We start from the raw sequence: 22659 nt of genomic DNA, 5'->3' as shown, positions 1-22659 counted from the left end.
CGACCGGCGCCCGGGAGCCGGAGCGACGCGCAACGTTGGCGTCCCGAAAGACGTCCCGAAAGACGTCCCGAAAGACGTCCCGAAAGACGTCGCGCCAAAACGGACTTGCTGCCGCTGCTCTCAACTACCGCTCGCGGGCGGGATGTTGTGGTTGAGGTGGAAGGTGTTGTCCGGGTCGTACCGGGCTTTGATGCGCGTGAGACGTTCGTAGTCGCGGGGACCGTAGGCGTTGACGAGCCGGTCGTGGCCTTCCTGGCCGATGAAGTTGAGGTAGACGCTTCCGGTGGTCCAGGGGCGCAGCTCCCTGAGGAGGGTGCGGGCCCAGGCGATGGCGCGGTCGTCGTCGGCCGGGTCGCTCCACAGCCCGAACGGGTGGACGGTCCAGGGCGCGTGGCGCCAGGGGACGGGGTAGCCGTGCGGGTCGTCGTCGACGGCGCCGCCCTGGGGGAAGAGCACGTGCTGGGAGGGCGAGGGGACGATCATCTCGTGCGCCTTGCCGCAGAAGACGTCCACGGCCTCGTCGGGCAGGGACTGCAGGTGCTCGGCTGACCAGTAGTTGCGGTAGCCGGGCGGGTCGTCGAGCATGCTCTGCAGTTCGGCGTAGGGCATCTCGGCGATCATCTCCCCGGCGGGAGCGAGGCGCAGCAGCGGTTCGAGGACCTCTCGGGCTTCCTCCTCGGGACCGGCGTAGGTGACCAGGACGAGGCAGGCCAGGGAGCCGGTCATGTCCTCCGGGACGAACGGCTCGTCGGGGGCGGTGACGTAGATGAGGCCGCCGCCCACCGCGTCGGGGGCGCCGGCGATGAAGTCGCGGTAGGCGCGGGTGACTCCCGGCCCCTCTTCGGGCCGCCAGATCAGCAGCGCCGCCGTGAGCGCGGCCAGAGGGTGCAGGCGCAGGGTGAAGGAGGTGACGGCGCCGAAGTTGCCGCCCCCTCCGTGCAGGGCCCAGAACAGGTCCGGTTCGGTGGCGGCGTCGGTGTGCACCTTGCTGCCGTCGGCGGTGATCAGGTCGGCGGCGACGAGGTTGTCGCAGGCCAGTCCGAACGTCCGGTCCAGCCAGCCGGAGCCGCCGCCGAGGAGGAAGCCGCCGACTCCGGTGGTCGAGACGCGCCCTCCGGTGGTGGCGAGGCGGTACGGCTGGGTCGCCGCGTCGAGGTCGGCCATGGTGGCGCCGCCGCCGACCGTCGCGGTGCGGGCGTCGGGGTCGACGGTGACGGCGTCCAGGTGCCGCAGGTCCACGACCAGGCCGCCCTCGGTACTGCAGGTTCCGGCTACGCCGTGGCCGCCTCCGCGGACGGCGATCTCCCGGCCCGACTGCCTGCCGAAGCGGACGGCGGTGGCGACGTCGTCCTCGGTGCGGCACTGGGCGATCAGGGAGGGGTGCCGGTCGATCATGGCGTTGAACAGGGTGCGGCAGCCCTCGTAGCCGGGATCGCCCGGCGTCAGCAAGGCACCGGTGAAGTTCCTCCGCAGCGTCTCCAGGGCAGTGCGGTCCAGAGTCCGGGTTGACATATTCGTCCCCATTTCTCCCCTTTCGACCGTAACTCTCCTGGTGGCGGCAGTGACGGGAGCCGGACGTGAGGCGGGGCGCGGCTCCCGTACCGCGTACGGAAGCCGGGATCGGCCCGTCCCTCCAGGAGGGGAGCGACGAGGCGCGGACAGCGGCCCGGGCACGCTGCGGGCCCGGCGCCGGAGGCATCACGCACTCTCAGCAGTCGAAGACCGACCAGCAGATGTCGTTGCGCAAGCGCTGGTCGTCGAGGACGAGTTCGCGGATCGCCTCGGGGAGCTGGTCCCGCTGCCACCGGCACTCCAGGCGACCCGCGGCCTCCTCCTCGCCTTTCGGCGCGGCGGCGCGTACGGCCTTGATCGCGTAGGCGGCGGCGCCGAGTTCGTGGGCGGCGACATGTGCGACCGCCCCGGCCTGCCCCGCCGCGTACGCGGCGTGACGCGGTGCCCCGCGCAGGTCTCTCGCCGCACCCATCGCGTGGCCGCCCGCCGCGCGGGCCCGCATCATCGCGACCTCCCCGCGCACCCAGGCACGGGCGTGCTCGATGGCCTCGCGCGGCCGCGGGTCGTCGGGCCGCGCGGACTCGAAGAGGCCGAGGACGTGCTCCGCGCAAGCTGCCGCCCAGAGCGCGAGGAGATGATGATCCTCGTCTGTGAGGGTGCCGCCTCGGCGAATCGTGATGAAGCGCGGATCCCGGATCTTCGGAAGAATCATGTCTGCCGGCGCTCCTTCTGCCGCACCTGATCGCACCGTTCCCGTGGCTGGACGGTCTGACCCTGTGACCCCCTGACGTCCTGCGGAGCACTGGCCGTCGGGAGCCGCAGCCCAGTATCCCTCGTCCGCGTGCCGACTTATTCAGGAGTACGGGGAGCAGGCACCGCGGTAAGGTACGCCGATGTCCCGGATCAGGCAGTTCCAAGTCACCTTCGACTGCGCGGAACCCGAGCGCCTCGCCCGCTTCTGGTGCGAGGTGCTGGGGTACGTGGTGCCGCCGGCACCGGAGGGGTTCGCCACGTGGAGCGATTTCCAGAGCTCCCTGCCCTCCGAGGAGCGGGACGCGTGGTGCGCCTGCGTCGATCCTTCGGGCGTGGGCCCGCGCCTGTACTTCCAGCGCGTTCCTGAAGGGAAGGCCGCCAAGAACCGGCTCCATCTCGACGTGCGGGTGGGCACCGGCCTCGTGGGCGAGGAGCGCCTTGCGGCACTGGAGGCCGAGTGCGCGCGGCTGGTCCCGCTCGGCGCGGTACACGTGCGAACGCTGTACGACGGCAGTGACGCGTGCATCCCCATGCTGGACATCGAGGGCAACGAGTTCTGCGTCGACTGAGCGTCCTCGGCGCCGTCGAGGACCTCCCGTTCGAGGCAGGCCCCGCGGTACGGCGCGCTCCCCGTACGCACTTCCGTACGTGCTTCACCGGAAGTCGCGCACGGCTTCCGCGATCTCCTCGTCCGCCAGGGCGATGGCCGCGTCCGCCCGTTGGTACCAGACCTCCCGACGGGCCGGTGCCAGCGTCGTCCAGGGGTGGCGCTCGGCGCTGAAACCGAGCGTCGCGTAGAGCGCCCTGGCGTACTTCTCACGGCGGTCGGTGCTGCCGTCGGCGGTCACGTGTTCTCCTCCGCGCTGGTGGTCGGCCGGAGCGATGAGTCTCGCAGCATCCCCGAGTCTGCAGTCACAGGCCCGGACAACTGCATCTGAGGGGATCGACATGACCGCCACCTACACCTTCGACGTCTTCTCCAGCCTCGACGGCTACGGCGCCGGCGGCGGCGACTGGAAGGGCTACTGGGGCAAGCAGGGTCCCGAACTGCTCGACCACCGCCTCGCGTTGTACCGGCCGGAGCAGCGAATGGTGCTCGGGGCCAACACCTTCCGGGCATTCGCGGAGATGCTCGCATCGAGCACCGAGAACCCCGACGTGCGCGACCCGTGGGTCACCCGGCTGCGAGGCATGCCGACGACGGTGGTCTCGACGACGCTGGACGATCCCCTCGCCTGGTCGAACGCGACCGTCGCGCGAGGTGACGCCGTCGACGTCGTCGCACGGCTCAAGGAGGAGTCCGACGTGCCGTTGCGCTCACACGGAAGCCTGTCGATGAACCGGGCGCTGATGGCCGCCGGCCTGGTCGACCGCGTGCAGGTGACGATCTTCCCCGTCATCACCGGACGGACCGGGCTGGACCCGATCTTCAGGGGCGCGGCCGATTTCGACTTGGAACTCGTCGGGAACCGGACGCTGGACGGTCACATCCAGGAACTCGTCTACCGGCCCACCCTCCACTGACCTGTACGGGAAGTGCGCCCCTGCCACATCCCCGGGCCTGCGTTGCTCCGGCCGCTCCCGAAGCAACGCAGGCCCGGTGCCGCCCCGGTCCCAACTCCTGCTGCTCCCCCGGGAGTTGCTGAGGGTTGCCCCGATGGGGACGCGTCCCTCAGCCTCAGCAGCAGCCCCGGTCAGGAACCGGGCGGCTCCCCCCTGTGCATGACTACTGTGGTCGGCCGGATTAGGCGTATCGCTGGCAGAGACTCTTGGCGACGCGCTGGTGCTGTTGCCGAACGTGTCCGGCGCGCGGAGCACCCGGACCGGGCTGGCAAGGACGAGGGGGCTGGAAGGCGTGGGTCCGCAGAACGTCGAAGGGGCCGAGGGCCCGTTACGGTTCACGGTGTTCGGCCCGGTCGCGGCCTGGCGGGGGAGCGGTCGGCTGGACCTGGGGCCGGCGAGGCAGCGTGCGGTGCTGGCGGTCCTGCTGCTGAACGCGAACCGGTCCGTGGGGCGGGAGCGGTTGGTCGAGGCGGTGTGGGGCGACCCGGCACCGGCATACGCGGTGAACCAGCTGCAGAAGTACGTCTCCGCGCTGCGGCGGGCCCTGGAGCCCGGCCGGGCGGCACGCTCGCCGTCCGCGGTCCTCGCGTGGTCGGAGAGTGGCTACGTCCTCCGGGTGGAGGAGGACGGGCTGGACCTTGCGGTCTTCGAGCGCCGGGCCGCCAGGGGCCGGAAGGCGCTCGCTCAGGGGGACGCCCGGCTGGCGGCAGCGGAGCTGGAGGAAGCGCTGGCCCTCTGGCACGGTCCGGCGCTGACGAACGTCTCCAGTACCGCTCTGGACGGGGAACGAGATCGGCTCGCGGAGTTGCGGACCGCTGCTCTGGAAGATCGGATCGAGGCCGACCTGGACCTGGGGCGTCATGGCCGGTTGATCCCTGAACTGACCCGGCTCGTCGGCGAGTTCCCGCTCAACGAGCGTTTCGCTGCACGGCTGATGCTGGCCCTCTTCCGGTCCGGCCGGCAGGCCGAGGCGCTCGCGGTGTACGAAACGACGCGCGGCATGCTCGCGGAGGAGCTGGGCATCGACCCGGGATCCGAGCTGCAGCAGCGGCACCAGCAGATCCTCACCAACGACGCAGCGCTGGCCGTGGATGCCGCTCGTACAGACGCGCAACACGGGCAGAGTCGGAGGCCGGCCCCGTCACGACCGGACACAGCGGGAGAGCTGGCGTTGCGGCTCGACGACGCGCGCAAGATGCACATCAAGGCCGCGGACGAGGCGCGCACTGCCTATGCACTGGTCTTCTGGCTGCTGGAGATGGTGAAGTCCCTGCAGGGTCGGGTGAAACGCCTGGAAGCCGAGAAGCGCAGCCATGCGTCCACCCCCGAACTCCAGAAGGAACTGGCCGCGTCCCACGAACGGTTGGAGACGGCGAGAAGGCAACTCGCGCAGGCACGCCGTGAACGGGAGAAGGCCGAAGAGATCCAGCTCGCGACGGAACGGCTCGTCGAAGACCGCCTTCGTGAACGGGAAGACGACCGGCAGCTACCGTCCGGGGAAACGGCAACCCACGAGGACCGATTCCCTGCCGCAGAGGACTTCGGACTGGCCCCGCTGTACGAGGTCGACCACTTCCTGGAGGCATCCGGGAAGAAGCTCGTCGAGCAAGCGGCTCAACTGGACGAGCTGAGCGGAGAGCTCGACCTCACCACGTCGTCCGCCGAAGCCGGCGACACCGAAGACGGGCAGAAGGTCGTCCGCGAGCAGCTCTTGGACGATCGAACCAGGAGCGCTTCCGGCTCGCCGGACCACCACGACGCCGCAGGGACCTCCCCGGCTCGGGAAGTCGCTCCGGCTGAAAGCGATGCCGGACCTGACGGCCCGGCTTCCGCAACGAGATCTTCAACTGGCCGACGGGGCGCCAGGAGGAGCCGGTGGCGGCGCCCGACGAGTCTTCTCGTAGGAGCCGCCGCCCTGGCGCTGCTCCCTTTGCCGTTCTACGGGAGCCGCACGGCTGGGATCGGCTACGACATGGGGAACCTCCCCGTGACGAAGTCCGCGAAGTCGGCGAAGCCGTCGTACTCCTGGCACGGGCTGAGCCTCAAGCACTCGCAGGTGGGCGCCGAGGACCTCTGGGTGACGTTCATCCCGCCTGCCCGGAAGCCCGTCATCGTGATGGAACGCCGCATCAAGGCCAAGCTCACCCTCTCGGTTCCCGCGGATTTCGACACGGATCCGAATTGCTCGTCAGATCTGGCCCAGGGGGTCTCCTGGACGCTCGTCATCGATGGTCGGGAAGAGGTCGCGTCCGGCACCTTCGTCCGGGAGGACGGAGAATCGGCGGTCATCGAGAAGGACCTTCCCTTCGATCCTGAGACGATCCTTCTCACCGCGACCGCCAGCGAGCAGTGCGAGTACGAGCTTCGGTTGACGGACCCTTCCCTCCAGTACGAGGGCTGGTGGAGATGAAGGCGACCCCGCCGAGGGGGGCTCAGTCACTCGGGCAGACGTCCGGGTCCGTTCCCCTGTACGTGCGGTACAGCGGGTCGACGGATTTCGGGTCGGGCCCCGTGCCCGAACCGAACTCGAGGACCGGTACCGGTTTGCACACCGCCCACTGCTCGTTCTGGCCGCTGCGCTCGAAACCGAAGCCGTACCTGCCGCCGGCACCGCGAAGGCATTCGTCGCACCTGTCCTCGTCGATGCTCGGGTCGAGGAGAGTGTCGTAGACGACGTCCTTGTCCGGAACCTTCGGGGAGCCCTCGTGCCCCTTGTTGATGTCGTCGAAGCTGTAGTCGACGGCGTCGGCGAGGATCTGGACGGAGTCGTAGTACATGGCCGAGTAGCCGTCGTCCAGCGAGCGCGACCCCAGCTCGTAGGTGTCCTCGAGGCCGCGGAACTCGCGGAGGAAGCGCGTCACCCCGGAAGGCGCCTCACCGCCACGCCACCAGGAGGTGTCGACGGAGGAGGCGTTGACGAGCCTGGCGTGGGCGTCCAGCAGGTCCAGCCGGGTGTCCCTGGAGGTCAGGGTGGGGTCGAGTCCGATACCCACTTTGAGGATGCGGAGTTCGCGGCCGTCGCCGCACGGCTCGTCCGCGAGCTTCTCGACGAACGCGGGCAGGTCCTGGTCGCGCCCCGCGAAGAAGATGGTGTCGTAGTCGGGGCCCTTGCAGATCTTGTCGACAGCGTCCGTGAAGCGCTGGGGTATGCCCTTCTTGTTGCCGGTGACGCCGAGGTACGGGGCCCGGCTGTCCTTCAGGCCCCAGGTCTTGCCGAACTCCTCACCGATGACCTTGCGCAGGTTCTTCGAGTAGACGTCCGTGCCTTGCCGGTCGTAGAGCAGGAACCCGCGCTCGGGACGCCGCTCCTCCGCGCCGTGCGCGTCACGCTCCAGATACTGCTTCAGGGCCTCGGCGAACTCTTCGTTGTTCGGTGAAGTCTTGAAGAAGTACCGGGAGTTCATGTCGGCCGAGGTCGTGGTGGGACCGACGGTGGGGATCTCCCTCTCGCTCAGGTCGTCGATGGCCTCGCGCGTCTCCGAGGTGCTGCTCGGTATGCCCGCGACGCCCACCAGCGGGTTCTGCTTCTCCCCGGCCAGCACGGACAGCTGCTCATGCACCGTGGGCCACTTGTCGAGGTCCTTGCCGTCCGGGGCGAGCAGCAACTGGAGGTGCGGCGCTGCCTTCTCGTTGACTTCTCGCTGCGCGGCGAGCGCCCCCGCCACTGCGCGCCGGATCATGTCGCGCGTCATGGCGCTGGTGTCGTCGTAGGTGAACGGCATCTTCAGCGCGACCCGTACGTACGGAGAGCGCGAGGGGGACTCGTACTCGGCCCGGACCCGGTCGTTCTGCTTCTCGATCTCCCGCAGCAGCTTTCCGGTCTCCGGGTCCTCCACCTCGAAGGCACGGTCCGTCACCCCGACGCACTCGCCGTCCACGGCCTCCAGGCCGTCCTGGCATTCGTCGGGCCAGAGCCAGGTGACCAGCAGGGCGACGGCGACGATGACGGCCCCGGCCGTGACCGCCGCCAAGGCCCCCGTGACGGGGCCCCACTCCCTGTGGTGAATCTCTAAGCGCAATGTTCCTCGCAATCAGAGCTGTCAGGTCGGGCCGCGGAAGGACTGGCGCGTGCCGGGCTTGCCGGCGGTGGCCGGGGGGACGGTGAACGGGCGCTTCTTCTCCGCGGCCACGGGCCACGTGCGCGCCACATGCCGCAACTCGGTGCGCCATGTGGGGTGGAGCCGGGAGAGGCAGCCGAACTCCTCGCGAACGGCGGCACGCAGGTCGCGGTCGGGTTCGGTGTGCGGCTCGGACAGGCACCACAGCGCGTGCAGAAGGCTGTTGATGGAGAGCAGTGCCTCGTCGCGTGCCCCCGCCTCGTCGTAGGGGCCCGGGTCCCGGAGCGGACCCGCCTGCTCGCGGAGCGCCGTACCCGTACGGTCGTCCTCCCCGTCGTCGCACGGCGGTACGGGGGCCGTCGCGCAGTACGCCAGCAGCGTCAGCCACTCCCCGGCCCCTCCGCGCTGGCCCTTCCCCAGCTCGAACAGCTCCTCCAGCACACCGGCGACCGTCTGTGCTCTTCCCGCTGCCATGGAGTGCCACTGTGCGTGCTCGACGCCGCCGTTGCCCGGGTCGCGGTGGTGCTGGACGAGGAAGTCGTGTACGTCCTGCCAGTGCTCACCGCCCTTGCCGCTCATGGTGCGGCGCGCTTCGGCCATCAGGAGCCGCTGGAGGAGCGGGTGGGCGACCAGCGGGCCGTCAGAGGTGGGATAGCGCTGCCACTGGTGCGTCTCCAGGTAGTCCTCCGCGGCGTTGGCCTGGAGCTGTTCCGGCCCACGTATCCCGAGGTGGCCGGCGAGCGCCTCGGCCGCAGTGCGGTCGCGGGCAAGGCAGAGCTGTACGAGACGGTGGCGCTGACGTGGCTCCGGCACGAGGCGCTCCAGTACCGCCGTCGTGACGGGCCGTCCGTCCGGGTCCTGCAGCTTCAGCAGGGACTCGGGGACGACGTCCTTCCCTCCGCGGACAGCGGCCAGAACGGCGTCGCAGAACATCTCGCTCGCCGCGGGGTGGCCGTCCGTCACCGCGTAGACGGCGGAGGCCAGGTAGTGGTGGAGCGTGGTGTCCGCCCGGTCCAGCAGGGAGAGGATCTCTCCCGGGCCGAGCGGCGTGAGCGGGACGACGAGGAGCCCCGCGGACGCCGAGCGGCCCCGCCTCGGCGCCGGCGTGTTCAACGCCTCGGCCAGCAGGGGGAGTTCGCACCGCACCGCGTCGGGTGCGTCGTCGGGCACGCCGCCGAGATGCGTCGCGGCGACGATGAGGTGGTCGTCCGACTGCCGCTCGGGCTTCGCTCTTTCGTCGAGCAGCAGATCGATGAAGCGCTTCCCCGACGGGTGGTGGGCGTCGTCCAGCAGGATCAGGGGCCAGCGCTCGCGGTTGGCGCGCTGGAGCGGTCCGTAGGCGGAGGCGATGTCGTGGAGCAGGGCGGCCACGAGGGTGCGCGCGCTGGCGTGCCCCGGGTCGCCGCCCTGGTGCAGCCGCAGGCCGAGACGGACCAGCGGAGCCGGGCTGTCCGCCGAAGCGGCGGCGACCTCGCCGTGCTGCTGCCCGTACCAGGTCTGAGCCGGGGTGACCGGGCAGAACTCCTCGAGCTTCCCGACCAGGCGCTGCGTCAGCTGCCGGCGGTGCGTGTCCTCCCGGTTGCCGCCGTCCTTCTGCTTGCCGCCGTTCTCGTGTTCGCGGCGCTCGTCGCCGGCGCCGAGGCCGCCCTCCTCACCGGCCCCTCCCGCCGGCAGGTCGACGGCGTCGGCCAGCGAGTGGGCGAGATCGCCGGGCTCCTCGCTGCTGAGGCCGCACGCGATCAGCATCCGGGCGATGCGCAGGCAGGTCCCGTCGCGTTCGGCGACGGCGCCGGGCTCCCACGAGGAGACGGCCACGAGGCCGGGGAGCAGAACGCGGAAGGGATGCCGTGCGCTGGGGCGGCGCAGCGGATACCGGGAGGGAAGGCCGGGGGCGAGGCCGCACACCAGTTCCTGGAGGAGCTGCACCAGGGTCGCGGCGGTACTCGGAGCTCCGTCGCGTCCCGGTGGGGTGGGACGCTGGTCGGGCGGCACGGCCCGTATGTACGCGAAGGGCAGCCGGCCCGCGTACCGCGAGGCGAGCGCGTCCAGTACGGCGGTGCGCCCCATGCCGTGCTGTCCGGTGATCAGCACGACGGGAGGGTCGGGACGGGGCTCCCAGCGCACTCGCGCGCGTTCGCCGTACGCGAGGCCGGTGAGCTGTGGCATCAGGGAACGCAGGAGGGGATCGCGCCCGTAGAGCGGCCGCGCTCTGTCCGCCATGCACATGCCCCCGATGCGTCATCCGTCCGACGCCTTACGCACCGGCCGACTCGCCAACTACCGCTGAAAGAACAGAACTTACATCTGCGTCACCGCGTGGGGCCAGCGCGTGACAGTGTGGAGGACGGTACGGGTGAGGTCGTCACGAGTGCGGGTAGATGTCGATGTCCACCTCCTCCGGGAGCAGATCGCTGCCGTGTACCACTCCGGGATACTCGAGCCGTACGTGCTGGAGGTCCCGCAGCCTCACGAGTTGGGACAGATCGATCTCGGCGGCCTGGAACACGTCAAGCTCCCTCAGTCCCGGCAGCCGCAGGGCGAGGGTGTCCAGGTCCAGTCGGGCCCCCGCGCGCGCACGCACCTCCAGACGCGTCACCTGCGGTATCTCGACGCGGGGAGCCGCGAAGAGCAGCGTGCTGAGCTGCGAGGGGGAGAGCGAGAGCGTCCTCAGACGCGGCAGGCCGCCCAGCAGCGAGCCCCACATCTCCGGCAGCAGCCGTCCGCCCGCCTCCCGCAGATGCAGCTCCTCCAGGGAGCTGAAGCTCTCTATGCCCTCCAGCTCGGAGGCCGCCGGCGGGAGCGCCAGCACCCGAAGGTCCCCGATGCGCGGCAGGTCGCTCAGCCCCCGCCACGGTACGTCGCTGCCCACCTGCAACTCCTCCAGCGAGACGCACTCTTCGAGTGTGCTCATCGGCTCGAAGCCCGGAAGGTTGCGCAGCGTCAGCCGTTTCAGGTTCCGGAGGCGGGTGAGGGGCGCGGGGTCGGTCAGGTCGCGGCAGCCCTCCAGCACGAGCGTCTCCAGGCGGCTGAACCGCTCCAGCTCGCCGAGACGGTCGTTGAGCCCGTGGGTGCCGCGCAGTCGCAACTCCCGCAGGCTGCCCGGGTCGAGGGCGGCCAGGACGTCCTCGAGGGCGAAGTCGCCGTGGCAGCCCACCCGTTCGCGGCCGTGTATTCGGCTCAGCGCTGCGAGTTCGCCCTGCGACCGTACGGTCACCACGCCGCCGGGCGTCGTCTCCAGCAGCGGGCGGATGATCTCCGCGGCGTAGGTCTCCGTGTCGAACCGGTCCCAGTGGCCCAGGAGTTGGGCCCGGACGGAGGCCTGGCGCGTACCGAGGAACTCCTTGAGCCGCGTGATGGCGGCGTCGCCGCCGATCTGGCAGATGGCGTGCACGGTGGCGAGTTCCTCGTCTCCCGTCAGCTCCGCCGCATCGGGTAAGAGGTTGAGCAGCAGCGGCCCCGTGCGGGCCAGCGCTCTCGCCTCGCGCAGGCTCTTGGGCGGCAGCATGCTGGACGCGTGCTCCCTGACGGTCTGCCGTACCTCCGGCGCGAGTCGGGTCGCCAGCTCCAGCGACGCCAGGGCGAGCAGCTGCAGGCGTGCCTGCACGGAAGGCTCCGGCGTGCGCAGAGCGCGCTCGGTGAGACCGTTGAGGATGTCGGCGCGCTGCGAGTGGTCACCTTGGGCGACCGCCATCTGCACCACGTCCTCCCACTCGTCCAGGTGCGCGTTGTTAATCAGCATGCCCATGTCCCGTTCCTCAAGCAGCGCCTTGGCGCCGAGAAAATCCTGGAAGGTGCGGTGGATGAAGGCGACCGTCGATTCCGTGGGTTCCCGCAGCAGGCCGGAGCGCTCCAGCAGGAACTGGAGCGCCTCGTCGGCGGAGCCCAGATCCGCCAGCAGCGGCACGGACAGCTGCAGCCGGCGTACGAGCTCCGCCGCGTCGTCACGGTCCAGCTGCGTACGCTCGTTGCGGATCAGCCAGTGCGCCAGCCACTTCAGCGGCTCCGTGGCCGACTCCCGGTTGAGCTTCGTGTAGACCTTGCGTTCGGGATCGCGGCGTCGCAGCAGCATGTCGAGCGCCGCCTCGTACAGGGTGACCCGGTCGCGGGGCAGGACGCCGCGCCGTTCCCGGTTCAGCGCGCAGATCAGGCCGCACATCAGGGGGTTGGTGGCCAGCCTGCTCAACTCGGGGGTGGAGCGCAGCACATCGGTGAGGTCCCTGCCGGAAGCCTCGTCGGCGCCCGCGGCCACGTGCCAGCGCTCCACGAACCGCCGCGTGTCCGCGGGGCGCATGGCGTCGAGCCTGTACTCGCGGAAGAGTTCACCCGCGAGCCAGCCCTTCTCCAGAGCGGCGGGACGGGTCGTGACCAGCCACAGGTTGCCCGGGAAGGACGCGAGCAGGTCGCGCAGCCACTCGCGCACGCCGTCGCGCAGGTCCAGCGGAATCTCGTCGACGCCGTCGATCAGCATCAGGGCACGCCCGCTCTTCATCACGCGCTGGGCCCAGCCGTCAGGGGCGTCCATGACGCCACCGGCCCAGCCCAGGAAATCCCTGGGGGAGGGCAACTCGGCGTTCCTGCGGGTCAGGTTGCGCAGCGGCAGGACGAAGGGGACGCGGCCGGTCAACTGCGGTGGCAGGGCACCCCCGTCCGCACCCTTCTGCCGCGCGGTGATGAACGCAAGCCACTGCACCAGCGTCGTCTTGCCGGTCCCGGCGACGCCGCGCAGGATCAGACGCTCGTGATCGGCGAACGCCGCCTCGAGCGGCCTGCCCGCCCGCTCGGCCTCCGGCTCTTCACCGTCCTCGCCCTCCTCCCCGGGGCCGTCGGACCCCACCGGTCCGGGGCCTGCGTTGGCCGGGACGGTGTCGAGGGTGAGATACGCGCTCTCCAGAGGCCAGTTGGCATCACCCGGGCCATCGAGGTCCACTCCGTGAATGGCGAGGCGATTCTGCCGGCGGGCGACGAACGCCGCGTAGTCCGCCTCGAACTCCGCGTCGCCCTCGGCCTCTTCACGCGAGATACGGCCGAGCTGCTCCAGCACGCGGCCGACCCTCTCGTTGATCTCCCGGACTTCCTGGCGCGTTTCCATGTCCGCCCGCGCCGCGAAACCGGGCCGTTCGCTGAAGAAGCAGAGAATGTGCACGCACGCCGTGACCAGCAGCCGGTCGTGGAACCGCCCGGCGTCGTCACCGAGGAGCCGCCGTGTCTGCGTCCCCGCCGCCTCCGCGAGCTTGGCGGCAAGGGCCTCCGGGCCGAGCGCGACCGCCTGCACGTCGTCCATGTCCAGATCCCCGAGCGCGTGGAGCGTACGGGTCAGGGCCTGCCCGACGGCGTCGCGCTGCTCCGGGACGACGGGCGGATCGTGCGGCCCCGCTGCGAGCACCGCACGCCGAACCAACTCCCGTGCGAGCTTGTGCAGATCGTCCTCGGTGAGCGTACGGTGCTCTCGGACGAACGCCAGCAGCCGACGGACGGGGACCGCTCGTGCTCCGTACTCCGCGGCCGGCACGCGGGACGCGGGCAGCAGGAGCCGCTTCAGCAGCGGTACGACGGTCTTCGCGGCGATCTGAAGCCCCGTGGTGCCGCCTTCCACAGCTGTTCCCCCTTCTTGCGCCCCGCTGGACGCGCTTCAGCCTAGCGGCGTCCGGGCCGCCCACGAGACCCCAAGTATCCGAATCACACTGCCCGTTGAGGCGTTCTCCTTCGTGTCGCGCCCGCCTGGTCCCGGAGCAGGGGGAGGCACGTGGTCCGACTCTCTGCGCGATGCCTGGAAGCCCCCTCGCGGTCTGCCTCGACGAGACCAACCGGGGTCCACTTGAACTTGATTCGGTGGCCGGCGGCAGAGGACCCGTTCAGGGGGTGCGGCGTCGCCTTTCGTCGCGGAGTCGTCCTTGCGGTGGTCATGAAGCGGCTGACGGCGTGTTGGGGCGCCTGAAGCTCCCGCTTTCGTGCATAGCTACTCCCATGTCCACCGCGATCGCCTCGATCGTGTGTTCACCTCAGGAACTGGAGAAGTCATGCGCAAGCTTCACAAAGCCGCCGTCGTGGCCGCCACGCTCGGAAGTGTCAGCATGTTCGGCGCCGGCGTCGCGACCGCCCACGAGCCCCCGGTCGTCGTGGCCTGCACCCAGGCGAACGGCGACACCGTCGAGGGCGCCGACGTCGACCTCCCCGCACTGCTCGCGCTGACCGGTGGCGGTGGCGACGCCGACTCCCGTGCGCAGCAGAACAACTGCGGCATCGACGCCGAGGGCAACACCAACACCAGCGGCGACGCCACCGGCGGCAGCAGCACCGGACTCGTCGAGGCAGTCTGATCGAAGTCAGCTGTAGCTGGGGGCCGAGCTTCGCGAAGCTCGGCCCCCAGCAGCGTGCCGGGACAGGGAAACCGTGCGGCGAACTGTGAATGCCGCCGGGGCCCGAGAGCGAGGGCGCCAGGCGGTCACTCGGCCTTCGGCTCCGCAAGGCTCTCGATCTGCTCCGGCGACAGCCCCACATCGAATACCCGGACGTCCCGGATGCTGCCGAGAAACCAGCCGGTCGCTCTGCCGTCGGCACCGTTCGCCCGCCCGATGAACAACTTGTCGCCCGGGGCCCGTGCCGCCGGGCTCGCCGCCGTGTGGGACTGCTGCTCGACCCCGTCGACGTAGAGGTGCAGCGCGTGCTTCCTGCGCACGCCGACGAGGTGGGTCCACTTCTTCGGTTCGGCCGGATCACGTGATGTCGCGCCGCCCTCCCTGTCCGCGAAGGCCCAGCGGCCCTCCGCGGGCGTGTATCGCAGGAAGAAGTCGCTGCTGTTCCCGGCGGACTGGCTGACGGCGGTCGCCATGCCTCGGGGCTGCTCGTTGAGATACACCCACGCGGAGACGCTGAAGGCCTTGCCCGGAGCGGTGTCCACCACCTTCTCGTGGACGACGACGTCGCTCCGGCCGGCGAACAGCGCCGCCCCGTCCGCCCCTTCGCCCCAGCCCATCCGGTACTGCTTCGCAGTCCGGTCGCCGATGCTGTCGGCGGCTTCGGACCGCGTGTCGAGAGGCCATGCCGCGATCGGGGCGGGCACCTCCTCGCGAGTGAGGTAGAAGCCGGTCGGTATGGCAGCGGCCGTGACGATTCCGGCGCCGGCGGCCAGTGCGGTGCGTCGGGTGAGACCGCGTCGCGGCTTGGGCTCCCGGGGCGCCGCAGGCGTGGTTTCGGGCGGGGCCTCGTGGAGGTCGACGGTGTTCCTGGTGGCCGTCTCCGCTTCGGCGACCGCCCGGTCGGAGCTGTGGACGCGGTCGGCGGCGGGCTGCCAGGCGTCGTTGCCGAGGAGGGTGGTGAGCTCCCCGTCGTAACCCGTGCGCGAGAGGACGTCCCGAGGAGTGGGCCGGTGTTCGGGGGACTTGGCCAGGCAGTCGGCGACGAGGCTGCGCAGGGCCGGCGGCCCGAGGGCCTCGAGGTCGGGTTCCTCGTGGACGGCTCGGTAGCCCATCGCATGGGCCGGTCCCTCACCGAACGGATTGGTGCCGGTCGCCGCGTAGGCGAGGACCGCGCCGAGGGAGAAGACATCGCTGGCCGGGGTGATGTCCGCGCCGTTGATCTGCTCGGGGGACATGAACCCCGGGGAGCCGATCATCATGCCCGTTCTGGTGATCCTGCTCGCGTCGTCGATACGCGCGATCCCGAAGTCGATGACCCGCGGCCCGTCCTCGGCGAGCAGCACGTTGGAGGGCTTGAGGTCGCGGTGCACGAGCCCCGCGTCGTGGATCGAGATCAGGCCTTCGGCCAGCGCCGCCGCGAGGGCGGACACCGTTGCCGGAGGGAAGGGTCCCTGATCGGTGACGGCCTGCCGCAGCGACGGGCCGGGCACATAGCTGGTCGCCAGCCAGGGAGCGGGCGCGTCGGGATCCGCGTCCAGCACCGGTGCGGTGTACGCACCGCTCACCAGTCGATTGGCCAGGACCTCCCGGCGGAACCGGGAACGGAACTCCGGCTGCCGCACCAGCTCGGCATGTACCAGCTTGACCGCGACCCGCCGTCCGCCCGGGGAGATCCCGAGGAACACCTCGCCCATTCCGCCCGCACCGAGGCGGCACGATAAGCGGTAGTCCCCGACAGATCGCGGATCCCCCGGCTCCAGGGCCCTCACCACACAAAACCCCCTGCGTCACGCGGCGTTGATCCGGCTCCCGGACCTGGCCGCCTGCCTCAGCGTAACGCCGTCTGACGGTCCGTCGGGTCCGGGCGGAGAGCTTCACGCTTTCGTGCCGGCACGGAGGTGGAACGGTCAGTCCAGGTCGGACATGTCGAGAACGAAGCGGTAGCGGACGTCGTTGCGCCGCAGGCGGTCCAGGGCCTCGTTCACGTGCGCCGAGGGCAGCAGTTCGATGTCGGCGGTGACGGCGTGACGTGCGCAGAAGTCGAGCATCGAAGCGGTCGAGGGGAGGCCGCCGCTGCCCGCGGACGTGAGAGATTTCCGTCCCACGAGCAGATCGATGGTCTCCACGGTCACGGCTCCGAGGTGCCCGAGGTGGCAGAGGGTGCCGTCCATGGCGACCATGCGCAGGTAGGGGCTGAGGTCGTGCGGGGCGGAGACGGTGTCGATGACGACGTCGAAGCGGTCGCGGGCGGCGGCCGTCTGCTCCGGGTCAGTTGAGACGACGAGGCCGTGGGCGCCGAGGCGCCGGGCGTCGTCGGCCTTGTCCGGTGAGCGGCTGAGGACCGTGGTCTCGGCGCCGAGTGCGACGGCCATCTTGACGGCGAGATGGCCCAGTCCGCCCAGCCCCGCCACTGCGACGCGGGTCTCCGGTCCCACGCCGAGGGCGTGCAACGGCTCCCAGACGGTGATTCCGGCGCAGAGCAGGGGAGCGGCGGCCGCCGGATCCAGGCCCGCGGGCAGAGGGTGGGCGAAGCGGTCGCGGACGACGTACTCGCGGGAGAAGGCGCCCAGGGTCGTCGATCCGTCGTGCCGGTCGACGCCGCCGTAGGTCAGGGTCGGGAAGGCGTGACAGAAGTTCTCCTGCCCCGCCCGGCACATGGCGCACTCGCCGCACGAGTCGACGATGTTCCCGACCGCGACCTGGTCGCCGACGGCGAAGCGGGTGACCGCGGAACCGGTCCCGGTCACCACGCCCGTGAACTCGTGGCCCGGCACCAAGGGCGGATCCCCGGTGGTCCGGGCGTTGAGGGCGTGCACGTCGGTGTGACAGACGCCGCAGTAGTCGACGCGGACCGCGAGGTCGTCGGGGCGCGGGTCGCGCCGTTCAAGTGGCGCCCTCCGCAGTGCAGTTGACGGCCCGTCCGCCCGCCAGCCGATGGTGCTCCTCATAAGGCCTCCCCATTGCAGACAGACTGGTTGGTCTATTCTAGGCCAACAATAGACCAACCAGTCTGTCTGCTAACGTCGGCGCATGGCCGATCAGCCCCTGACCGCGCGCGGAGCCGCGACGTACCAGCGCATCCTCGACGCGGCGACCCAAGAGTTCGCCGAGCACGGGATCGCGGGCGCGCGCGTGGAGCGGATCGTCACTGCGGCACGGACCAACAAGGCGCAGCTCTACGGCTACTTCGGAAGCAAGGAAGGGCTCTTCGACACCATCTTCCTCGGCTCACTGGAGCGGATCATGGACGTCGTCCCTGTCGACGCCGTCGACCTCGCGGACTGGGCCGTGCGCCTCTACGACGAGTATCTCCGCCGCCCCGACCTCATCCGTCTGGCCACCTGGGCACGTCTGGAGCGGCGCCCGGCAGGCCACCTCGTCGAGGAATCCGGCCGCCTCGACACCCCCAAGCTGCGCGCCATCGCCGAAGCCCAGGCCGCCGGTCTGGTGCGCGACGGAGATCCTTTCGACGTGATGGCCATGGTGATCGCCATGTCGATGGCATGGTCACCGGTCAGCAACGTCTACGCGGCGACCGCACAGGAGCCGGCCGAAGTGCACGAGCAGCGCCGGACCCTGCTCCGCGAGTGCGTCCGACGCGCGATGACGCCGGCCTCCGGTTCCTAGTTCTGCCGTCGTCCAGGACGATGCGCTCATCACGCAGTGCCGAGTCCCGCAAGTGCTCACACCTTGACAGCAACTCCGGTGCAGTCGTGCACCTGTGGAGATGGATCGGTGCGGATTCTTGCCGGGAAGAGCGCCGATACCGACGCGCCGTCGGCCTGCGGCTATGTGACGCTCGCGGGTGCACGTCTCACGAGCTTTCCGGCAACTGCAACTTCGTGCAGTTGCCGCGGCGCACCTGGTCCTTCGCGAACGCGGAAACGTACGCGCTCAGCCGCTTGCGCTGCCTCTTCCGTGTGGTCTCCGTCTCTGACGTCGCCTCCGCTCGGTATGGGGAGTTGTAGCTCCAGTGGGCGCCGAAGCCGACATTCTCGCCGCCGCATTCGGCGACGGCCCATGCCAGGGTCTCGGTCAGCGCGGGCTTCCAGGCCGCGTGCTCACCCATCGGAAGCGACTGCGTCTCCGCCCCCAGTTCGTACATGTTCCCGGCCCAGTTGCCGCGCCAGCTGGTGAGTTCGACGAGCGGATCGATGTGATCACGGTCCTTGGGGTCCACCGGTGGCGAGTACAGGGTGCAACGCCCCATCACCCCGCCTTCAGCAATGGCGATGCGGATCTTCCATTCCGGGGCCTCCCAGGGGCGGGCAACGGACAGAGCGTTGCAGGCGGTGCCTTTCGCTTGTGCTCGAGTCACGTACTTGCCCCTGTCCGGCACGGCGCCGTGCTTCGGCATGGGGAGCGGCTTGCCACCGCAGTCGAGCTTCTCGGTCATCTCATTCGTCATCCGCACAGCGAGCCGTAGCATGGCCGACTTCTCCTCACGGCTCTTGGCCGAGTACGTCCAAGTGCTGACCAGGAGCCTGTGATGTCCACCCAACGCATTCCCGGCGCGTCGTGGGCACTCCGGCATGAGATACACGAGGCTGTATTCCACCTCGAACCCGGGTAGTCCGCCCGGCAGCACGGCGTATGGAGCATAGAAGTCGGCGATGTGCGACATCTCCTCAGCTCGGTCCACCCCGGCGAGATAGGCGTCCACGGCGACCACGACCGTGCGGTCGTCGTCCCTCAGCACGCAGCTGTACCGACCCTGCTCCTCGTCGAAGGACTCCTCCTCCGATCCGAGCCGCGCATCCGTCCGTACCGTCTGCACATCGCCATGCGGCAGCTTGCCTCCGCACGCCTTGTGTGTCAGCCATAGGTCCTTCAACGGCGCCCGAGCCGAGAACCCGACGACGGCCAGCACGACCAGCACGCACGTCGAAACCCGCAGCCACTTTCGATGCCGTCGCACCCAATTCCTCACCCGTTCCCCCCAGTTCCTGTTGACGCGTCGCTACTCGCCACCTCTGTTCCGAGCGGAATTCGCGCTGCGGACGTCGATGGTCGGGCTCAGTGAGGCACAGTACGCCGAGGTGTGGGCCGGGTGATCTCTAGGCCGTTCCGCCGCCGGGCGCGGGGAACTGACGGCCAATCGGATGGGGCCGGGTCGTCCGTACACCAACGAGGCCGTCGGCAACCGCCACGGGTGCCGACGCGTCGAGCGGCGTCGACGATGCGCCGAGAGGGTTCGTCAGCGGGCAGCTTCGCCACTACTCGACTGCCCTGCCGGGGCGGGCAGGGCAGGGTGGAGCGGACTTCACGGGGCCGTCGCGAAGCACCCCTGGTTCCCTGGCGCGGGTCCGACGTCCTGGTCACCGTCCGGGGCCGGCTGTTGGACTGCGCCCGCTGCCCAGGGTCCGGCCGGACTCAACTCACGGTGCGATCAGTGCAGTTGACGCGGTTGTGGCGGGGGAGGGGAGCTATTTAATGTACGCGTAGACAAAGTCGCACCGGGTCTATACGCTCGTTCCGGTCCCGGACGCTTGCCCGTCGGTCGTGCCGAGCGCGGCCGTGTGTGTGGTGGGTCTCGGACGTCTCGTGGTGGCTGGACCGCGGGTGAGCGGTTCGCAGAACGGAGCCTTGCGTGAGCGCCGATTCAACGGCTGCCGGGGAGCAGCCGAAGCTGGTCAACCGGCGACCGATTCTGCTGGTCTGTCTGGCGGTCTTCGGTTTGATGACCGGGCAGCAGATGGTGAACCCCATCCTCGCCCCGCTCGCGCGTGAACTCGATTTCAGTGAGCTGGCGCTGGGTTTCGTGATGTTCGTGGGTGCCTCCGGGGTGGTGCTTGCGGGCACGTTCTGGGGGCGCCGGGCGGCCGTCTGGGGGCACCGTACGGTGCTGCTGATTTCGCTGGTGGGGGCGACGGTCAGCCTTCTGGCGTTCGCGGTCGTCGCTCAGAGCGGGTTGGCCGGTGTGCTTCCGAAGCCGGTGACCTACGTGTTGATCATCGTCACCCGTGGTGTGCTGTTCGGTCTTGCGTGGGCTGCGACCCCGGTCACGGCGCAGTCATACGTGGCGCGCATGACGTCGGGCGAAGCCGAGCGGGTGCGGGGGATGTCCGTCTTCAGCGCGGCACAGGGCCTGGGTCTGGCTGTGGGGCCGGCGGTCGGCGGACTGCTGAGCATCGCCGGTCTGCTCCCCCCGATGTATGTGGCTCCGGCGATCCTGGTCGTCATCGCAGTGGTGGTGGCGATCAGCGTGCCCAAGCCGGAGAAGGGCGAGGAGCGTTCGGAGTCGGTCAAGGTCAGTCCGTTCGACCGTCGTCTGTGGCCCTTCCTGACGATCGGGTTCGGGTTGTACCTGGCCATGACCATCGTGCTGATGACGGCCGGCTTCCTGCTGCAGGACAGGCTTCATCTGAACGCGCAGCAGACCGGCACCGCGACCGGCATGGTGACGCTGGCCGGGGCGGCGATGATCGTCATCGTGCAGGTCGTGGCGGTTCCGCGGTTGAACTGGTCGCCCGTTCACTTCATGCGGGTGGGTTCCGTACTGATGACCGTCGGCATGGTCGTTGTGGCCGTGTCCGCGAGTGGGCTTCTGATCGGCGTCGGTGTCGCTCTTCTCGGGGCCGGTCTCGGATTCGGAATGCCGGGAGTCATGTCCGCGCCGACGCTTCTTGCGGAGAAGAGGGAGCAGGCGAGTGTGGCGGGGCTTTTCAACGCCTCCGTCGCTGTGACCTTCATGATCGGTCCGCTCCTGGGCAACGGCCTGTATGAACTGGGCATTCCCGTTCCGTACGTCTTCGGCACGATCATGCTGGCGGCCTTGGTCGTCTTCACCCACGTCCATCACGGCGTGCGGCAGACCGCACGGAAATCCCCCGCGGCTCCCGCGGTCCCCAGTGCGGAAACCGGGCAGTCCGAGGTCCCGTAATACCTCGGTCCATGGCGCGAGGCCGGTCAACTGTTCCCCCGACAGTCGACCGGCCTCGTTTCTCTGTGCGGGCAACCCCCGGGTGTCGTCGAGGGGGCACCGTACTGGGGGACGGGCCTGCTCGGACGGGTTCCGGGTGCCGTCGAGTGCGCACGATGACACACTTCGCGGTGCTCACAGCCGCAAACCTTGATTCTCGATCAATCCCATTCGGATAGCCCCTGCCGGGGCGCGCGCCTACCGCGGCGGAGTTGCGAAAGAGAAACCGCGCCGATACGGAAACCGCGCACGAACCATGAGCTGTGCAATCCAGGCAAAACAGCCAAAACTGACCGCGGCCTTGGGGCGTGTTCAAGTGTTCACGGAAGAACGGATTTTTCGTACACGTATGTTATGGTCCTGAGGTCTCAATCGTTGGAGGACTCGAGTGGGCATCGATGTAGCGATTTTCGACGATCTGCACTTGTCCAGGCTTGCACTCACGACACTTATAGAGCAGTGCGATGACGTCACGGTCGTCGGTTCGCTGGAAAGCAAACCCGCTGCTCTCGAATTCGCCGAGCTTCGCCGACCGGATGTCATGGTCATCAGTTTCGACGGCCGGGAAAACGAAACGATCGAATTCGCCGAGAAGATCGCGACTCTCCCGGCGTGCCGAACGCTGCTGCTCGCCACCGAGTGTCCCCGACCGGTTGTCCGCAGAGCCTTCACCGGTGGTATCGACGGAATACTGCGGCGCAATGACTCCACTCAGCGCCTTTTCGAGGCCATTCACGCTGTGCATAAAGGTGAGCGGGTCTTCGATGCCGAATTGACGGTGGCGGCGCTGGTCAACGAGGGATGCCCGCTCACGCTCCGGCAATTATCGATACTCGAGCAGCTTTCCTGCGGTGACACGGTGGGGGAGATCGCGGCGCGGTTGTGCCTGTCCGAAGGAACTGTGCGCAACTACATCTCCTCCATGGTGGCGAAGCTTGGTGCGCGTAACCGCATCGACGCCCTGCGTATCGCGCGGGATGCGTACTGGATCTGAAGCGGAGGCTGCCCCGCACCGCGGGTGAGTAATGTCGCCGTACGTCTTGACGAACATGACGCGGCGGTGCACTTCTTCCTGGCTCCGGCGATGCGCCACCCGTCAACTACCCGCGCCTTCTCGCCTGCCGGCATGGATTTCTGAGTCTTTCGCGGTGCAGCGGCGTTCGTTTTTTCGTGCGGGTCCTTTCCGAAAGGCCGGCGGTTGCTTACCGGCTCGGTGACGGACGACCGTTTCGGCTGTGCCGAGCTGCCCGGCCTGGGCTTCGGCGAGATGTGCGGCTGTGATGTGCCGCCCTGAGCGTTTTCGGACACCCCCCTTGCGCTGTGACCATCGCGGTCCATGTGATCGTAGGGGCTCGTGTGAGTGATGGGACGCATCCATTCCGGGGGGCTGCTCTCCCTCTTACTGTCGCTCGTCCGGACTGATGCCGCCCAGTCGGCCCCGCAATCGAGCGGTGCCGGTACCGGTCACGACGAACACACAGGTAAAGGCGGGTGC

16 protein-coding genes are annotated in these 22659 nt (G+C 69.4%); 7 read left to right on the top strand and 9 right to left on the bottom strand.

What is annotated here, in order from left to right; all coding sequences use genetic code 11:
* Positions 1–120: 120 nt before the first annotated feature.
* The gene (locus H181DRAFT_RS00310) at positions 121–1512 is read right to left on the bottom strand and encodes an FAD-binding oxidoreductase (protein ID WP_045862117.1); all 1392 of its coding nucleotides are present in this window, start codon (positions 1510–1512) and stop codon (positions 121–123) included.
* A gap of 196 nt (positions 1513–1708) precedes the next feature.
* Entirely contained in the window at positions 1709–2224 is a 516-nt protein-coding gene (locus H181DRAFT_RS00305) for a putative immunity protein (protein WP_045862116.1), read from the bottom strand.
* Between the two features lie 181 nt (positions 2225–2405).
* On the opposite strand from H181DRAFT_RS00305, the gene H181DRAFT_RS00300 reads away from it, so the two are divergent.
* On the top strand, positions 2406–2834 hold the full coding sequence (locus H181DRAFT_RS00300; RefSeq protein WP_045862115.1) for a VOC family protein: 429 nt from the start codon (positions 2406–2408) through the stop codon (positions 2832–2834).
* 84 nt (positions 2835–2918) lie between these two features.
* Here H181DRAFT_RS00300 and H181DRAFT_RS00295 read toward each other — a convergent pair whose 3' ends face one another.
* Positions 2919–3113, bottom strand: a complete 195-nt coding sequence (locus H181DRAFT_RS00295; protein ID WP_045862114.1) for a hypothetical protein — start codon at positions 3111–3113, stop codon at positions 2919–2921.
* Positions 3114–3213: 100 nt separating this feature from the next.
* Between H181DRAFT_RS00295 and H181DRAFT_RS00290 the strand changes: the two genes are divergently transcribed.
* Both H181DRAFT_RS00290 and H181DRAFT_RS00285 read left to right on the top strand, forming a co-directional pair.
* Positions 3214–3789, top strand: coding sequence for a dihydrofolate reductase family protein (locus H181DRAFT_RS00290; RefSeq protein WP_045862113.1), 576 nt, complete (start codon positions 3214–3216; stop codon positions 3787–3789).
* Positions 3790–4120: 331 nt separating this feature from the next.
* Positions 4121–6238: a BTAD domain-containing putative transcriptional regulator gene (locus H181DRAFT_RS00285; protein ID WP_052708381.1), complete on the top strand. Its 2118-nt coding sequence runs from the start codon at positions 4121–4123 to the stop codon at positions 6236–6238.
* Positions 6239–6260: 22 nt separating this feature from the next.
* Here H181DRAFT_RS00285 and H181DRAFT_RS00280 read toward each other — a convergent pair whose 3' ends face one another.
* The 3 genes from H181DRAFT_RS00280 to H181DRAFT_RS00270 form a co-directional block, all read right to left on the bottom strand.
* Positions 6261–7847 (bottom strand): ABC transporter substrate-binding protein, encoded by a 1587-nt coding sequence (locus H181DRAFT_RS00280; RefSeq protein ID WP_052708380.1) that lies wholly within the window; start codon positions 7845–7847, stop codon positions 6261–6263.
* Positions 7848–7868: 21 nt separating this feature from the next.
* Positions 7869–10052 (bottom strand): ATP-binding protein, encoded by a 2184-nt coding sequence (locus H181DRAFT_RS00275; RefSeq protein WP_254666649.1) that lies wholly within the window; start codon positions 10050–10052, stop codon positions 7869–7871.
* A 196-nt stretch (positions 10053–10248) separates the two neighbouring features.
* Positions 10249–13479: an NACHT domain-containing protein gene (locus H181DRAFT_RS00270; RefSeq protein WP_045862112.1), complete on the bottom strand. Its 3231-nt coding sequence runs from the start codon at positions 13477–13479 to the stop codon at positions 10249–10251.
* 424 nt (positions 13480–13903) lie between these two features.
* On the opposite strand from H181DRAFT_RS00270, the gene H181DRAFT_RS00265 reads away from it, so the two are divergent.
* On the top strand, positions 13904–14203 hold the full coding sequence (locus H181DRAFT_RS00265; protein ID WP_045862111.1) for a hypothetical protein: 300 nt from the start codon (positions 13904–13906) through the stop codon (positions 14201–14203).
* Between the two features lie 125 nt (positions 14204–14328).
* On the opposite strand, the gene H181DRAFT_RS00260 is transcribed toward H181DRAFT_RS00265, so the two are convergent.
* Both H181DRAFT_RS00260 and H181DRAFT_RS00255 read right to left on the bottom strand, forming a co-directional pair.
* A complete protein-coding gene (locus tag H181DRAFT_RS00260) occupies positions 14329–16011 on the bottom strand; it encodes a protein kinase domain-containing protein (RefSeq protein WP_045862486.1) in 1683 nt (560 codons plus the stop codon).
* 138 nt (positions 16012–16149) lie between these two features.
* Positions 16150–17190 carry an NAD(P)-dependent alcohol dehydrogenase gene (locus H181DRAFT_RS00255; RefSeq protein WP_045862110.1) on the bottom strand — a complete coding sequence of 347 codons (1041 nt, stop codon included), beginning with the start codon at positions 17188–17190 and terminating at the stop codon, positions 16150–16152.
* Between the two features lie 82 nt (positions 17191–17272).
* Between H181DRAFT_RS00255 and H181DRAFT_RS00250 the strand changes: the two genes are divergently transcribed.
* Positions 17273–17869 carry a TetR/AcrR family transcriptional regulator gene (locus H181DRAFT_RS00250; protein WP_045862109.1) on the top strand — a complete coding sequence of 199 codons (597 nt, stop codon included), beginning with the start codon at positions 17273–17275 and terminating at the stop codon, positions 17867–17869.
* Positions 17870–18056: 187 nt separating this feature from the next.
* Here H181DRAFT_RS00250 and H181DRAFT_RS00245 read toward each other — a convergent pair whose 3' ends face one another.
* Positions 18057–19121: a hypothetical protein gene (locus tag H181DRAFT_RS00245; protein ID WP_045862108.1), complete on the bottom strand. Its 1065-nt coding sequence runs from the start codon at positions 19119–19121 to the stop codon at positions 18057–18059.
* Between the two features lie 711 nt (positions 19122–19832).
* Between H181DRAFT_RS00245 and H181DRAFT_RS00240 the strand changes: the two genes are divergently transcribed.
* Both H181DRAFT_RS00240 and H181DRAFT_RS00235 read left to right on the top strand, forming a co-directional pair.
* A complete protein-coding gene (locus H181DRAFT_RS00240; protein ID WP_052708378.1) occupies positions 19833–21125 on the top strand; it encodes an MFS transporter in 1293 nt (430 codons plus the stop codon).
* Between the two features lie 427 nt (positions 21126–21552).
* Entirely contained in the window at positions 21553–22158 is a 606-nt protein-coding gene (locus H181DRAFT_RS00235; RefSeq protein ID WP_045862107.1) for a response regulator transcription factor, read from the top strand.
* Positions 22159–22659: the final 501 nt, after the last annotated feature.

The organism is Streptomyces sp. WMMB 714 (genome assembly GCF_900090125.1).
Classification (GTDB): Bacteria; Actinomycetota; Actinomycetes; order Streptomycetales; family Streptomycetaceae; genus Streptomyces; species Streptomyces daqingensis.
This window is presented reverse-complemented; position numbering and strand designations above follow the sequence as displayed.